Consider the following 14893-nt stretch of genomic DNA (forward strand, 5'->3'; position numbering starts at 1 on the left):
CCGTGCGACGAGGAACCATGCACCTGCCGAATATCACCGTCCTGTTCGACGAGAACCGCATCGCCGCGCGCAACCACGCGCTGGCGGCGGAGATCGCCACGCTCACGCCCGAGCGGCTCCTCGCCGTGGCGGTCCTGAAGGGCTCGTTCATCTTCGCTGCCGACCTGCTGCGGGCCATGCACGCCTCGGGCCTCGCGCCGGAGGTGGAGTTCATGCATCTCTCCTCCTACCGCGACGCCACCATCTCCTCCGGGCAGGTGGAGATCCTGAAGGACGTTGAGAGCGACGTGCGCGGGCGCGACGTCCTGCTCATCGACGACATATTGGAATCGGGCCGCACTTTGGCCTTCGCCAAGGATTTGCTTATGGCGCGCGGGGCACGGCGGGTGCTGGTATGCGTGCTGCTCGAAAAGCCCGGCAAGCGCGCCGTGCAGATCGACGCGGATTTCGTCGGCTTCAGCTGTCCCGACGTGTTCGTGGTGGGCTACGGCATGGATGTGGCCCATGCGTTCCGCCAGCTGCCCTTCATCGGCCACGTGGAGGGGCTGGAATAGCCCTGCGGCGCTCAGCCGCCCTTGAGGCGGGCGCGGATCTGGCTGCCGATCTCGAACGCCCGCTGCTCCATCAGCACCGGCGATTCGCACACATAGGTCAGGGAGCGCGCCCGCTCATCGAAGATGCGGGCATCCCACGTCAGCTGCTCGTCGAGCGTCCTGGTCTGCGGCGTGTCGGCCGCGGCGGGCGAGGTCTTGGCCTTGCTCAGGGCGTCGCCCTCCTCGCGGATGCGATCGGCGAGGCGCTGCTGGCCGCGGGCGTAGCGCTCGATGCCGTGGATCAGCCGGCTGCGCTCGGTGTTGATGATCTCGTAGACCCCGGCCATGACACGGAGCAGCTTCTGGTCCGCCTCGGCCCCCGCCTCCTTCACGAAGGCGTCGAGGAGCGGGCCGAACTGCTCGGCCTGGGTGCGGCGGGAGGCCAGGGTCTGGGCCAGGGTGGCGGCGTCCTGATCGTCGGTCCACTTGCCGGCTGAGGCGGGATCCGGGCCGCTCCAGACCTGGGCCAGATCGATCTCCGGCGTCTTGCGCTGGACGCAGGGCCAGTCCGGGTCGCTGCCGGGCGGGCCCTTGGGCTGGGCCGAGGCCGCGCCGCAGAGCGTGAGCGATGCAAGGGCGATGAGGACAGGCGAACGCATCACGAGACTTCTCACGAGGCTTCTCCCTTGGGCCCGCCCCGCCGCCCCATAATGCCCCGTCCGGGATCATAGGCCACGACCGCGAGGGCGAAGAAGACGAGTGTGGTTGCGAGGACGACGGCGAAGGCTTGCGGCTCGAACACGCCGTAGAGCGCGTTGCGCACCAGTTCCACGGCATGGGTGAAGGGGTTGATCAGGCAGACGATATAGAGCGTCTCGCTGGCGTCACGGATGCGCCACAGGGGGTAGAGCGCCGAGGAGGCGAAGAACATGGGGAAGATGACGAAGTTCATCACGCTGGCGAAATTCTCCAGCTGCCGGATCGCCGAGGAGATGACCAGCCCGATCGCCCCCAGCATGAGCCCGGTGAGCACGAAGGCCGGCAGCGCGGAGAGATAGCCCATGGGCGGGATGTCCACCTCCCACAGCCGCGCGATGGCAAGGAAGACGTAGACCTGCGCCAGCGACACCGCCACGCCCGCCACCAGCTTCGACAGCAGCAGGAACCAGCGCGGGAACGGGCTAGTCAGCAGCACCCGCATTGAGCCCACCTCCCGGTCGTAGACCATGGAGAGGGACGATTGCATGCCGTTGAACAGCTGGATCATCACGGCGAGGCCCGGCGTGACATAGACCTCGTAGAGCACGTACGTCTCGTAGGGCGGGATGATGGAGACGCCGAGCACGCTGCGGAAGCCGGCGGCGAAGATGAAGAGCCACACCAGCGGCCGCACCAGTGCCGAGAGAAAGCGTTCCTTCTGCTGCACGAAGCGCAGCAGCTCGCGACCGACGATGCCGGACAGGCACACCATGTAGCCGCCGGGGCCGAGATGGCGGGCGGGGGCGCGCAGCGGCGCGAGGGCGGAGTCGGTCATGCCGCATCCTCCGCACGGGTGGTCATGGCACGGAACGCCGCCTCCAGCGCCGCCGTGGAGCCGGAGGGGCGCGCCTCCGCTCCGGGCGCAGCCGGATGGGCTCCGGCCACCGATCGGGCGGTGCCGTGGGCGATGATACGGCCCTTGTCGAGCACGTAGATCTCGTCGTCCTCCTGCACCTCGTCAAAGATGTGCGTCGCCCACAGCACCGCCAGATGTTCCTCGGCGACGAGGCGGCGCACCACGTCCACGATGGCGCCACGCGAGGCGAGGTCGAGGCCCACCGTCGCCTCGTCCAGCAGCAGGAGGCGCGGGCGATGGATCAGGGCACGGGCGATCTCCACCCGCCGCGCCTGCCCGCCGGAGAGGGTGCGGACCTTGTCGTCGATGCGCTCGCCGAGCCCGACGAGGGCGAGGAGATGGACGATCCGCGCCTTGGCGGCGCGCCCGGCCATGCCGTGCAGCGCTGCGTGATAGGCCAGGTTCTGGCGCACCGAAAGGTCCAGATCGAGGGTACGGCTCTGGAACACGACGCCGAGGTCGGCGAGGGCCGCGGCGGGCGCGCGCGACAGGTCGCGACCGAAGATGCGCACGCTCCCGGCCCGCGTCGCGTAAAGGCGGGTCGCCAGCGAGAACAGCGTCGTCTTGCCCGCCCCATTGGGGCCGAGCAGGGCGACGAAGCGCCCCGCCGGGACGGTGAGGGATACGCCGTCCAGCGCCTTGCGCGCCCCGAAGGCGTGGCTGACCGCCTCGACCTCCAGCGCAGCTTCGTTCATGTCTTCGGACATCCCGGCACCGAGCGTGTCCCTGCCGTTGCGACCCGGCACAGGGTCGGTGCAAGGCGCGCCGGCGTCCAGCGCAAAACGCAGGACGCCCTTGCACGATCCGGCGATGCAGAGCGCGCGGCAAACACGCCGGCGAAGAGGCTCGGCCTCACTGCGGCGAGACCACGACGCCCCAGGGTGCGCCGCCCACCTTGATGGACTTGACCACCTTCATCTCCGGCACGTCGATGACCGACACGTCGTTGGAATTGCCGTTGGTGGTGAACAGCAGCTTCTCATCCGGCGTCAGGGCGAGCTGCCACACGCGCTGGCCAACCAGGAGATACTTCTCCACCTCGAAGGTCTCGGCATTCACCACCGCCACGCGGTTGGCCGGGCCGAGGGCGACGAACGCCTTCTTGCCGTCCTTGGTGAGGCGCACGCCCACCGGCTGGATCGCCTCCTTGGAGACGCCGGGGATCTTGAACGACACCTTCTGGATGATCTTGCGGGTCTCGGGGTCGATCACCGCCACCGTGCCGCCGACCTCGGCCGATACCCACAGGCGCTTGCCGTCGCTGGAATATTCGGCGAAGCGCGGGCGGGCATCCACCAGCACGTTGGCGACGATCTTGTTGGTCTTGGTGTCGATGAAGTGGGCCATGTTGGTGGTTTCGGATGTGGCGACGAGGATCGCGCCGTCCGGGCTCACCGCCATGCCCTCGGGCTCGGTGCCCACCGGCACCTGCGCGGCGATCTTGTTGGCCTCCACGTCCAGCACGGTGACCTGGTTGTCGTCCTCGTTGGCGATGTAGAGAGGATTGCCGGAGGGATGCAGGGCGAACAGCTCCGGATCCGGCCCGGACTTCAGCTTGCGCGTTACCTTCATCGTGGCCGGGTCCACCACCTGCACCGCGTGGTCGTCGCTGGCGCAGATGTAGAGGACCTTGCCGTCGGGGCTCATGGTGATGCCGCGGGGGCGGCGGCCGACCTTCACCGTCTGCTTCACCTCAAGCGTAGCGGAATCGATGACGGAGACGGAATTGCCGCGCTCGTTGGACACATAGACCGTGTAGGCCGAGGCGGCATCCGCCGCGAACAGAGCGGCGGCGCCGGCGAGGAGCGGGGCGAGGCGGCGGGAAGCCGGCCACCGTGGGGCGGGCGTGGACATCGGGCGTATTCCTCCAGGAATCGGGCGCTTTGCGCGCGCATGCGTTGCAGGCGAACTCAATTCAGGCGGCATTTCGTTTCGCGCTCGTCGGCGCCGAGGGTGTCGAGGGGTGTGCGCTGGTGCAGAAACCCCTCCTCGGGCGCGACGCCGACGATGCCGAGGGGCTGGGCGATGAGGAGCGGCTGGCGTACCTGCTGGTCCCACGGGCGGATGCTGAGCGGGACGCCCTTGAAGGCGGCGATGTTGAAGTCGGGCGCCCGGAGATATTTGGCGATCACGTCCGGATCGGCGCTGCGGGTGCGGGTCGCCGCCTCGCCCACCATACGGGCGGCGAGCCAGGCCTGGTAATCGGCCGGGCGCATCACGCGGTTGGAATTGCGCAGGAAGCGGCTCTGCAGCTGGGCGGAGCCCCACGCATCCTGCGCCGGATGCCAGGTGGAGGCGGTGAGCCCCTGGGTGCCCACCACGAGCCGCGGCTCGAAGGTGCGGAAGGGAATGTAGTTGCCGAAATCGTTGGCCTCGTCGGCTACCACGATCACGTCGGCATCGACGCCGCGGCTGAACACCAGGGCATCCGAACGGGTGATGCTGTCGGACCGGTCGCGGGCCAGCGGACCGAAGGTCCACGGCTTGTCGGCGACGATCTTGAGGCCGAACTTCTTCGCCGAGCGGCGCAGCGCCTCGGCATAGAGCTGGTCCCCCGCATTGGGGCCGACCACCAGGAACAGCTTGGACCAGCGCTTCACCGCCAGGAACTGGGCCAGCGCATCGGTCAGCATGGCGCGGCTCGGGGCGATGTGGAACACGTCGGCCCGGCACTTCTCGCCGCGGAGGTCGTCGTCGGAGGCGCCGACGTTGAACACCACCACGCCCTTGTCCTTCACCGCGTCGGCAACCTTCAGCAGGTCGGCGGCGGCGAGGTTGGCGATGATGAGGCGGATGCCGTCGTCGGCGAGCTTGCGGGCCGCCTCGGCTGGATCCTCGTCCTCTGAGAGCGTGACGTTCTCCAGCGTGAAGACCTGCCCGGTGAAGAGGCCCGTCGTGGCGTTGTCCTTCATCGCCAGCTCAGCGCCGGCGACGGCCTCGTCTTCCGGCACGGCGAGAAGGTCATAGAGCGGAGGCGGCGGCACGGCGCGGGTGATGAGGCCCATGCGGACCTCCACCGGTTTTGCCGTATCTGGCTGAGCACCGTCGGATTGTGCTGGAGCCGCCGCCGCGGGGGCGGGCGGCTGCTGGGCGCGCGCCGGGAGGACCGGGACGGAACAGGCCACGAGGGCGGCACAGGCGGCCGCCAGCAGCAGACGTGGCCGATCGAGGTGCATGGAGCAGTCAATCCCGGACGAGCGAGCGGGAAGATCTAGACACCATCGCCGGCGACAGGCAACTAAATAGATATAAGAAAACAATAAGATGATCTCGTCTTGCCACCCGATGGCGGGCTGTGAGACCCTTCGCTTTGCAATAGGTTCCCGATGATGCTTGGCCGGCGCTTCGTCTTCTTAGCCCTTCTCGCGGGCGCAACATTGCTGGAACAGTTGATCGCACCGCACGCGTCCGCGGCTGCGGTGCCGACGGCTGTCTTCGGCTTTGAGATGTTCGACGACACCGAGGACCAGCGCGCGGACGTCCGCGCCGAGCAGGCGGAGCGGATCAAGCTGGTGAATGCCGAGCTGACCCGGCTGCTCGGGGATTCGGGCGAGATGGCCCCCGTCGATCTCTCGCCCGCCGCCGCACGCATCGCCGAACTTGCCCCCCTATACAATTGCAACGGCTGCGAAGCCGAGATCGCGACTGCCGCCGGCGCGCAGCTGGAAGTGGTGGGGATGGTGCGCAAGATTTCGACCCTCATCCTCCAGTTGACACTGCAGGTGCGGCAGGTGGGCGGACAGGAAAAGGTGCTGCGCGTCGGGCACGTCGACATCCGCGGCAATACGGACGAATCCTGGATGCGCGGCATGCGCTATCTGGTGAAGAACCGCATCCTCGCGCCGGGACAGCCGGCGCTGGGGCAATGACAAACGGGGGCGAAAGGCGCCCTGACATCGGAGGACGGGTTTTCATGAAGCATTTTCTTGCCGCCGCGGCCGCGCTTTCCCTCGCGCTCCTGCCGCTCGCCGCGGACGCGCACGGCCCCACCCGCAAGAAGGTGACCGAGAGCGTGGAGATCAACGCCTCCGCCGACAAGGTGTGGGCCGCCATGGGCAATTTCCAGGACATGGGCTGGCTCCCGGTGGTGGAGAAGACCGAGGGCAAGGGCGGCAATGAGGTGGATGCCACGCGCACGCTCACGCTCAAGGGCGGCGGCACCATCGACGAGGTGCTCTACAAGTTCGAGCCCGAGCAGAAGAGCTATTCCTACCGCATCACCACTGTGGACGTGAAAGTCCTTCCGGTGACCAATTATTCCTCCACCCTCGTGGTCGTCCCCGTGGATGCCGCCCACTCCAAGGTGGAATGGCGCGGTGCCTTCTATCGCGGCTATCCCAACAACGATCCGCCGCCGGAATTGAATGACGACGCAGCCGTCGCGGCCGTTACCGGCGTCTATCGCGCCGGTCTCGACGCCCTCAAGGCGAAGCTCGAGAAGGGTTCCTGATGGCCCGGCGGCGCACCGCCGCCCACCTCGTCCCCGCGGCCGCCGCAGGCGCCGGTCTCCTGCTCCTGGCGCAGGTGTGGGCCGCTCCGGCGCGCGCCGAGGAGGCGTTTCTCACCAACCAGCCGGCCAATGAGGTGGCGGTGGTGGACCTCGGGCCGGACGGCGCCTCGCCCCGCCTCGTGGGCCGCATTCCGGTGCACGGCTCCCCCGCGGGCGTCGCGGTGACAAAGGACGGCAGCACCGCCTTCGTCACCAGCCCCGACGGCAAGGCGCTCTCGGTCATCGACGCCGCGACTCGGCGCGTTCTGGCCCGCATCCCCGTGGGCGGGGGCCCGCTGGGTGTCGCCGTGGCGCCAAGGGGCCGGCCGGTCTACGTGGCCGACTGGTACGGCGCGCGCCTGCTGGTGGTGGATCCGGACCACGCGGGCGACGTGCGCATCGCGCCCACCGGGGCCTCGCCTTCGGGCGTCGCGGTCACGCCCGACGGCGCGGTGGTGCTCACGGCCGATCGCGACGACGACACGGTCTCGGTGATCGACGCGGCGCGTCTGGAGCGCATCGGCGTCATCAAGGTGGGCCAGCGGCCCTTCGGCATCACGCTGTCCGAAGACGGCCGGCGGGCCTACACCGCCAACGTGGGATCGGACGATGTCACGGTGATCGACGTTGCCACGCGTTCGGTGACGGCGACCGTCAAGGTGGGGGCGCGGCCCTATGCGGTGGCCCTCGCCGGAGACCTCGCATTCGTCACCAACCAGTATGCGGGCACGGTAAGCGTCTTCGACACGACGACGCTGGCGCCGCGGGCCACCATTCATGTCGGCGAATATCCCGAAGGCATCGCCGCCTCGGGCGACGGGCGCCACGTCTATGTGGCCAACTGGTCCGACAACACATTGAGCGTCATCGACACCGCCGTGCTCAGGGTCGTCGCGACCCTGGAAGTGGGCGACGGTCCCCGCGCCTTCGGCGCGTTCCTGCGCCGCACCGCGCGGTAAGATCGCCGGCCAGGAGCGCTGGCACACAGCGAGCCACCGGCACAAAAGAAAACGACCGGCGGACAGTGCCGCCGGTCGTTGGAATGGCCTCTACCTGTTCAGAAAAATTGCTGCCAACCGCTGGATCAGACCCTTCGGCATGGGCGGAGGGTCGCCGTCCTGTCCAGGGTGGTTTCCGCTCTAGGCCGCGAAAGGATGCTTCACCAGGTCGCGCTGGTCGGTCGCTTCCTTGGCGGTGGGCACGCCCTTCACCGCGCGCTCGATCGAGAGCTTGGTGGCCTCGTAATTGTACTGCTGGATCTTGGCGTCGTCGGCCGCCTCCCAGTGGATGAACACGCCGACGCAGACATACACGTCGTCGGCCTCTTCCATCGGGATGGTGCCTTCGGCCACCGCATCCTGCACCGCCTTGGCGACGCCGCGCTGGGCGGGTCCGAACATCTGGACGGCCTGGCGGGCGTCCTTGATGGTCACCTTGTTGAACATCACGGTGTTGGGCTTGCACGGCATGTTCGGCGCGAGCACCGCGAGGAGGGCAGTGAAGCCATCCTTGTTGTTGGTGAGGCTGGTGCAGAACGCCGTCTCGGCGGCGCTGCCGCGCGGGCCGATGATGAGGTCGATGTGGGCGACCTCGTTGCCGTCGCCGACGAGCGCCTCACCAACCAGAACCTTGCTGATCTTAGCCACCTTATGTCCTCCCACGTAGATCGACTAGGGATGACCGCCCCGAAGACATTCCGGATAGCGGTCCTATGCCGCCTACCCTTGTTGTCAGCGCCCGGCATACGTGCCGAACCGGTTCACCAGATAGCGCGGCGGAGCCTAGCCGCGCCGACGCCGGCCCGCAAGCCGGGCGAGCCGCGAATCCATGCCGCGCCGCAGCGTGAAATCCGCGCGGCAAATGCGCTGCATGAAGGTCCTGCGCGGGCGTCAAACGCGCCGGTTCGCGGCCATGACGCAGAAGGTTAGAAGACGTTATTGGGCGTGCCGGGTGAAATGGGGATACGATCTTCGCGTTGATCTGCTCATCGGCGCGAAGTGGTATTTTCGTGCGGATGTATTGGTGCCGGTCTGGCCAGACCACCAGCGGCATCCGCCAGCGCAATTCGCGGCGCCGCAGACACCAGAACACGCCTGGCACCACTCTTGCTTCTTAGAGTTTGCTTAGGCCACAGAGAACAATGCACCGTACCGCAGGTAAATACCGCGGACTCGGTCAGGGGGACCCGTCAGCGGCGGGGTCGGAAACGGAGGATTGGCAGACGCAGCGCAAGATCGGGATCGCGAGTCATGTTCATCGTCCTTTATGCCTGCCTCATCAGCGCGCCGGCCACGTGCCGCGAGGAGCACCTCAATTTCTCCGTTGAGGTGAGTGCGCCGACCGCCTGCATGATGTCCTCGCAGGTCGCTATCGCCCAGTGGAGCGAAAGCCATCCGCAATGGCAGGTGGGCCGCTGGAAGTGCGTGCAGGCCGATCGCCTTTCGCGCGACATTTGAGGCCGCTCTCGTTCCCTAACGGAAATATGGGCCAGGCGCTCCGCGCGCCTCCCCTTGCGACGCCCGGTCGCGCTTCCCATCCTCTATCCCGAGGCTCTGCCGATCCATGGCGGACGCCGGGAGGGACGGATGAATCACCTGAAGACGGCGATCCTGCTCGCCGGGATGACCGCCTTGTTCATGGCCGTGGGCTTCGCGATCGGCGGCCGCGGCGGCATGATGATCGCGTTCGTGGTGGCGGCAGGCATGAACCTGTTCAGCTACTGGAACGCCGACAAGATGGTCCTGCGCATGTACGGCGCGCGGGAGGTGGACGAGGCGTCGGCGCCCGAGTTCGTCGGCATGGTCCGCGAACTGGCACGCCGGGCGGACCTGCCCATGCCGCGCGTCTTCATCATGGACAATCCGCAGCCCAACGCCTTTGCCACCGGCCGAAACCCGCAGAATGCGGCGGTCGCCGCCACCACGGGCCTGCTGGAGAGCCTGTCACCTGAGGAGGTGGCGGGCGTGATGGCGCACGAGCTGGCGCACATCAAGCATTACGACACCCTCACCATGACCATCACGGCCACCATCGCCGGCGCCATCTCCATGCTGGCGAACTTCGGCATGCTGTTCGGTGGCGGCAACCGGGAGAACAACAATCCGTTCGGCTTCATCGGCACCATCCTGATGATCTTCCTCGCCCCGCTGGCCGCCATGCTGGTGCAGATGGCCATCTCCCGCTCGCGCGAATACGAGGCCGACCGGGGCGGCGCCGAGATCCTCGGCCGACCCATGGCGTTGGCGTCGGCGCTGGCCAAGATCTCCGGCGCGGCCCATCAGGTGCCTAATTATGAGGCGGAAGCCAATCCGGCGACCGCCCACATGTTCATCATCAACCCCCTCTCGGGGGTGCGCATGGACAATCTCTTCTCGACCCACCCGGCCGTAGAGAACCGGATCGCGGCCCTGCGCGAGCTGTCGCAGCAGATGGGCGGTGCGGGCGGCTACGCCCCGCAGCGGCCGGCGCCGGCCCAGCCCCGGCGCGGGCCCTGGGGCTGAGACAGGGGCAAAATCCTCCGGTGTCGTGCGGCGCAGGTCGTCAGGCGCGCGAGGGGCGCGCCGGCGGCACGCTCTGCGCCTCGCGGGTGCGCACGAAGGTCCAGATGACGCGGGGCGTGCGCGCCACCTCTCCCGCGAGCACCAGCTGGGAGGTGCGGCGGGGACCGCCGGCGGCGGCGAGGTCCACGCTCTCCTCCACCGCCAGCGGCAGATGCGGCGCGGCGAAGGCCCAGGCCTCGCCGTTGGGCAGGCTCAAGAGGGCGGTGTGCGGGTCATCGAGCCGCTCCACGCTCACCGACGGGTGGAGATGGAAGCGGATGGCGAAGGCCTCCGACGGCAGCGGCCCGGCGTCCGCGGCGGAGCGGAACACGTCTTCGCCGTCCAGCCGGTTGCCTTCCATGGCGAGTCGCCACGAGCGCTGATGGAGGATGCCGAAGGTCTCGGCGTAGCCGTCGTGGCTGGCGCGCAGCAGCAGCGCATTGTTGCGGGTACCGCGCTGCACCTCCACGCTCTTCGGACCCGACACGATGGGCGCGCCGAAGATGCGCGTCATGGACCCGCCCTGAAGGAAGCGGCAGGACGAGGTGTCGGCGATCACCGCGGTGGAATGGGCGGCCGTGGAGCGCGCCACCTGCCGCCACATCTCGCGGTGCACGTCCGGCACGCCGCAATTGATGACGATGCGCTGGCGCGCCGAGGAGAATTCGAAGGCAAGGCAGCTCGCATGCGCCTCCCAGCTCGCCACCGCCGGCGGCGGGGGGCCGGTATCGACGATCACCATGAGGGAGCGGGCATCGAGCCGCTGGTAGCCGGAATAGGGCGCGTTCGCCACCGGCGCGCCGCGGGCGTCATCGAAGGCGAGGATGGTGGCGAGCTGGTCCGCCTGGGTGTGGCCCATGCCATGGAAATGCGCGAAAGCCCCGTCGCCGTGACGGAAGAAGCGCAGCATGGGCATCATCCGGTCCACCGCATTCATCAGCGCGGGCGGCGCCGGCTGGTTGCGCGCGGTGAAGGCCTGGCGCAGCGGCAACAGGTCCAGCAGCAGTTCGATGAGCATGCCGGGATTGCGGGTGAGTGGTCCCCCGTCCGGCAGGATCTGGCGGTCCAGCTCCTCGCCCAGCCGCTTCTGCGCCGCCTTCAGAAGGCGCGGCTGATCGGACATGCACAGGCCGGCGAAGATGAGGGCGATGATCGCCACCATCCGTGGATAGCCGTCGGGCGCTTCACCGGCCATGCGGCGCAGCTGGCGCACCTGCCGGGCGAGGGAGCGCATGAAGCGGCGATAGAAATCGTGGTCGGCATCCTGCAGCAGGAAGGTCGCCTGGGTGAGCCAGGAGATGATCCGCCGCGCCGCGATGTCCGGCCGCGCCGCCACGGCGCGCGCCTTGCCGGGATCGCGCATGAAATCGCCCACCAGAGCCCGCGCATTGGCCCGCGCGATGGTGGTGCCGGCGGCCTTCAGGTGACGCAGCCAGCCGAAGCCGTGCAGCGCCTCCGCCCATTCCACGGAGGGCGGGACCAGCTCGAACGGGGTCCGCCCGTCCAGCATCATCACCTTGCCGGCGAAGGCGAAGCGGCCCGAATAGATCTCGCTGGCGAGGGTGGCGTCGCCCGTGCGCAGGTCCTGCGGGGCGATGAGCAGGCGCTCCGGCACCGGCACCGGAACGTAACCGAGGGCCATGGCCCGACCGCCGACGCGCGCCAGCACCGTCTGCGACCACAGCTCGGCAAGGAGCGCCGCCAGCCGGGTGCGCTCGCGCAGGCCGCCGCGGGTCACGACGCCACCCGGCGCGCGGGCGAGGCCCTTCGCCATGGCCCCGAGCGGGCCCGCCGATCCGTTCCAAATCCGCATGCGCGTGTCTTCACCGCCCTGATGCCCTCAGGATGGGGAGCCGCGCCGGGTTCAGGCCCTGCGGCGCAGCCGGGCGGCAAAGAAGCCGTCGAGACCCGACCGCTCCGCCTCCCCCCGCATCCAGTGAGACGGAAGAGTGCGCACATCCCCTTGAGGAGTTATGAACAAATCAAGGCCATCCACCTCTCCGGGCGAAAGCGGCGCCCGTTCGAGGTCGGGCCGAGCCGCCAGGAGGCGCTCGATCTGCCCCTCGCCCTCCTCCGGCTCCAGCGAGCAGGTGGAATAGACCAGCGTGCCTCCCGGCCTGACGAGGTCCGCCGCATGGTCGAGGAGCCGTGCCTGAAGCGCGGCGAGGGAAACGAGGTCGACCGGCCGCTTGGCCACCGCGATGTCCGGGTGGCGGCGCAGGGTTCCGGTGGCCGAGCACGGCGCATCCAGCAGCACCGCGTCGAACGGGCCGCCGGCATAGGCCGCGGCGTCGGTCTCCACGACCTGCGCGGCGAGGCCGAGCCGCTCCAGATTGTCCTTCAGCCGGCCGAGCCGGACACCCGAGCGGTCGACGGCGGTGACCTTGGCGCCCGCCGCGGCGAGCTGGGCGGTCTTGCCGCCGGGGGCGGCGCACAGGTCCGCCACCTGAAGCCCGCGCACGTCGCCAAGGAGCCGGGCCGGCAGCGCTGCCGCCGCATCCTGCACCCACCATTCGCCCTCGGCGAAGCCCGGCAGCGCCCGCACCGGGCCGGCCTGGAGCACGCGCACGGTGCCGGTGGGCAGCACTTCGCCGGAAAGCCTCTGCGCCCAGCCCTCGGGATCGGTCTTCACCGTGATGTCGAGGGGCGGCTCCACCTTGTGCATCGCGGCCATGGCGCGGGCGGTTTCGGCGCCATAGGCGGCGATCCAGCGCTGGCGCATCCAGTCCGGCGTGTCGGCGAAATCGGGGTCGAGGCCGGCCATAAGGGCGTCCGCCTCGCGGGTGAGGCGGCGCAGCACGGCATTGACCAGCCCGGCGAAGCCCACGGTCGAGCGGTCCGCCCGGGCGACATCGACGCTGAGGCCGACCGCCGCATGGCTCGGAACGTCCATGAACAGAATCTGGGTGGCGCCCGCCAGCAGGATCGATTCGAGCCGCGGAGACGATTTGGGAAAGCCGCGCTCGAGCAGCTTGCCCAGCACGCCGCGCAAGGTGCCGAGGCGGCGCAGCGCGGTGGCGACGATGCGGAAGGCGAGCGCCCGGTCGCGCGGTTCAAGCCCTGAGGGCGCGCTGTCCAGGGCCTCTTCCAGCGCGGCTCCCTGCCGCAGCACCGCCTCCAGGGCGTCGACGGCGAGGGCGCGGGCGGCAAAGCCCGGCGCTGCGGTACCCGAAGAGGGCGGCGGGCCGGGGCGGCGGGGCGTGCGGGAGGCGCTGCGGGGTGTCTTCATCGCCGGAGATAGAGCACGAACCGCCGCCCCGCGCCAACGCCCTCGCGCGGGCCGCCGCCGCCCTTCGCCTTGCCTCCCAAGCCTCGATCCCGTAAGACGCTTGCGTAACGCCCCGGACCTGAGCCGGGGCTTTCCTTTGTGCGCGCGGGCCCCTTTGCCGTGTCCCGCGCCGGGTCAGGAGGCACCTCCGCGTGGCCAATGTGGTCGTGGTCGGCTCCCAGTGGGGCGACGAAGGCAAGGGCAAGATCGTCGACTGGCTCTCCGAGCAGGCGGACGTGGTGGTGCGCTTTCAGGGCGGCCACAATGCCGGCCATACCCTCGTGGTGGGCGGCGTCACCTATAAATTGTCCCTGCTGCCCTCCGGCGTCGTGCGTCCCGGCAAGCTGTCGGTGATCGGCAACGGCGTCGTGCTGGACCCGCAGGCGCTGGTGGACGAGCTGGCCCGCCTCGCCGGCCAGGGTGTCGAGATCGGCCCCGACCGGCTGCGCATCGCCGAGACCACCCCCCTGATCCTGCCGCTCCACCGCGAGCTGGACGCCCTGCGCGAGAGCGCCACCACCGAAGGCGCCCGCATCGGCACCACCAAGCGCGGCATCGGTCCGGCCTATGAGGACAAGGTGGGGCGCCGCGCCATCCGCCTCGTGGACCTCACCGATCCGAAGACCCTGCCGGCCAAGGTGGACCGACTCCTCACCCACCACAATCTCATCCGCCGCGGCCTCGGCATGGCGGAGGTGGACGGTGCGGCCCTGGTCGCCGAGCTCATGGCCCTCGCGCCCAAGGTCCTGCCCTTCATGGACCGGGTGTGGGAACTGCTCGACAAGGCCCGCCGCGAGGGCAAGAAGATCCTGTTCGAGGGCGCTCAGGGCGCGCTGCTCGACATCGACCACGGCACTTACCCCTACGTTACATCGTCCAACACGGTGGCGGGAGCGGCGGCGAGCGGCACCGGCATCGGCCCGGGCGCGCTGGATTATGTGCTGGGCATCACCAAGGCCTATACCACCCGGGTGGGCGAAGGCCCCTTCCCCACCGAGCTGACCGACGAGGTGGGCCAGACCCTCGGCTCCAAGGGCCGCGAGTTCGGCGTCGTCACCGGGCGTCCGCGCCGCTGCGGCTGGTTCGACGCGGTGCTGGTGCGCCAGACGGTCCGGACCTGCGGCATCCACGGCATCGCCTTGACCAAGCTCGACGTGCTCGACGGCTTCACCGAGCTGAAGGTGTGCGTTGGCTACAAGGTGGATGGCAAGGAGATCGACTATCTCCCGGCCGAGATGGGCGCGCAGGCGCGGGCCGAGCCGATCTACGAGACCATGGAAGGCTGGCAGGATTCCACCGCCGGCGCCCGCTCGTGGGCCGACCTGCCGGCCGAGGCGGTGAAATACGTGCGGCGCGTGGAGGAGCTGATCGGCTGCCCGGTGGCGGTGCTCTCGACCAGCCCCGAGCGCGACGACACCATCCTCGTGCACAATCCATTTCAGGCTTAAC

General features: G+C 69.1%; 16 protein-coding genes. 8 read left to right on the forward strand and 8 right to left on the reverse strand.

The window, feature by feature from the left end; all coding sequences use genetic code 11:
- Positions 1-17: 17 nt before the first annotated feature.
- Positions 18-554, forward strand: a complete 537-nt coding sequence (gene hpt / locus ABLE93_RS12590; RefSeq protein WP_348840157.1) for a hypoxanthine phosphoribosyltransferase — start codon at positions 18-20, stop codon at positions 552-554.
- An 11-nt stretch (positions 555-565) separates the two neighbouring features.
- Here hpt and ABLE93_RS12595 read toward each other — a convergent pair whose 3' ends face one another.
- The 5 genes from ABLE93_RS12595 to pedA1 form a co-directional block, all read right to left on the reverse strand.
- Complete coding sequence (locus ABLE93_RS12595; RefSeq protein ID WP_348840158.1) at positions 566-1192, reverse strand: hypothetical protein; 627 nt, start codon at positions 1190-1192, stop codon at positions 566-568.
- Positions 1193-1203: 11 nt separating this feature from the next.
- Positions 1204-2067 carry a lanthanide ABC transporter permease protein PedC gene (gene pedC / locus ABLE93_RS12600; RefSeq protein WP_348840159.1) on the reverse strand — a complete coding sequence of 288 codons (864 nt, stop codon included), beginning with the start codon at positions 2065-2067 and terminating at the stop codon, positions 1204-1206.
- Positions 2064-2843: a lanthanide ABC transporter ATP-binding protein PedB/LutE gene (gene pedB / locus ABLE93_RS12605; protein WP_348840160.1), complete on the reverse strand. Its 780-nt coding sequence runs from the start codon at positions 2841-2843 to the stop codon at positions 2064-2066. Before pedB ends, pedC begins: the two co-directional genes overlap by 4 nt.
- A 157-nt stretch (positions 2844-3000) precedes the next feature.
- On the reverse strand, positions 3001-4002 hold the full coding sequence (locus ABLE93_RS12610) for a YVTN family beta-propeller repeat protein (RefSeq protein ID WP_348840161.1): 1002 nt from the start codon (positions 4000-4002) through the stop codon (positions 3001-3003).
- A 56-nt stretch (positions 4003-4058) separates the two neighbouring features.
- The gene (gene pedA1 / locus ABLE93_RS12615; RefSeq protein ID WP_510183014.1) at positions 4059-5324 is read right to left on the reverse strand and encodes a lanthanide ABC transporter ABC transporter substrate-binding protein PedA1; all 1266 of its coding nucleotides are present in this window, start codon (positions 5322-5324) and stop codon (positions 4059-4061) included.
- Between the two features lie 153 nt (positions 5325-5477).
- Here pedA1 and ABLE93_RS12620 point away from each other — a divergent pair, with 153 nt between their 5' ends.
- From ABLE93_RS12620 to ABLE93_RS12630, 3 genes are read left to right on the forward strand one after another with little or no spacing between them, the layout of a single operon-like run.
- A complete protein-coding gene (locus ABLE93_RS12620; protein WP_348840163.1) occupies positions 5478-6017 on the forward strand; it encodes a DUF3280 domain-containing protein in 540 nt (179 codons plus the stop codon).
- Positions 6018-6061: 44 nt separating this feature from the next.
- A complete protein-coding gene (locus ABLE93_RS12625) occupies positions 6062-6598 on the forward strand; it encodes an SRPBCC family protein (protein WP_348840164.1) in 537 nt (178 codons plus the stop codon).
- Complete coding sequence (locus tag ABLE93_RS12630; protein WP_348840165.1) at positions 6598-7596, forward strand: YVTN family beta-propeller repeat protein; 999 nt, start codon at positions 6598-6600, stop codon at positions 7594-7596. The genes ABLE93_RS12625 and ABLE93_RS12630 overlap by 1 nt, the downstream gene beginning before the upstream one ends.
- Positions 7597-7776: 180 nt before the next feature.
- Here the strand turns inward: ABLE93_RS12630 and fae are convergent, their stop codons facing one another.
- Entirely contained in the window at positions 7777-8283 is a 507-nt protein-coding gene (gene fae / locus ABLE93_RS12635) for a formaldehyde-activating enzyme (protein WP_348840166.1), read from the reverse strand.
- A gap of 181 nt (positions 8284-8464) precedes the next feature.
- Here fae and ABLE93_RS12640 point away from each other — a divergent pair, with 181 nt between their 5' ends.
- From ABLE93_RS12640 to htpX, 3 genes are all read left to right on the forward strand, one after another.
- The gene (locus ABLE93_RS12640) at positions 8465-8764 is read left to right on the forward strand and encodes a hypothetical protein (protein ID WP_348840167.1); all 300 of its coding nucleotides are present in this window, start codon (positions 8465-8467) and stop codon (positions 8762-8764) included.
- Between the two features lie 122 nt (positions 8765-8886).
- Positions 8887-9093 (forward strand): hypothetical protein, encoded by a 207-nt coding sequence (locus ABLE93_RS12645; protein WP_348840168.1) that lies wholly within the window; start codon positions 8887-8889, stop codon positions 9091-9093.
- A 129-nt stretch (positions 9094-9222) separates the two neighbouring features.
- Entirely contained in the window at positions 9223-10137 is a 915-nt protein-coding gene (htpX, locus tag ABLE93_RS12650) for a zinc metalloprotease HtpX (protein WP_348840169.1), read from the forward strand.
- Between the two features lie 40 nt (positions 10138-10177).
- Here htpX and ABLE93_RS12655 read toward each other — a convergent pair whose 3' ends face one another.
- The gene (locus ABLE93_RS12655) at positions 10178-11989 is read right to left on the reverse strand and encodes a heparinase II/III family protein (RefSeq protein ID WP_348840170.1); all 1812 of its coding nucleotides are present in this window, start codon (positions 11987-11989) and stop codon (positions 10178-10180) included.
- 51 nt (positions 11990-12040) lie between these two features.
- A complete protein-coding gene (locus ABLE93_RS12660) occupies positions 12041-13405 on the reverse strand; it encodes an RsmB/NOP family class I SAM-dependent RNA methyltransferase (protein WP_348840171.1) in 1365 nt (454 codons plus the stop codon).
- Positions 13406-13596: 191 nt separating this feature from the next.
- On the opposite strand from ABLE93_RS12660, the gene ABLE93_RS12665 reads away from it, so the two are divergent.
- Positions 13597-14892, forward strand: a complete 1296-nt coding sequence (locus ABLE93_RS12665) for an adenylosuccinate synthase (RefSeq protein WP_348840172.1) — start codon at positions 13597-13599, stop codon at positions 14890-14892.
- Position 14893 lies beyond the last annotated feature (1 nt).

The sequence above is a fragment of the Xanthobacter pollutisoli genome (assembly GCF_040044995.1).
Taxonomy (GTDB): domain Bacteria; phylum Pseudomonadota; class Alphaproteobacteria; order Rhizobiales; family Xanthobacteraceae; genus Xanthobacter.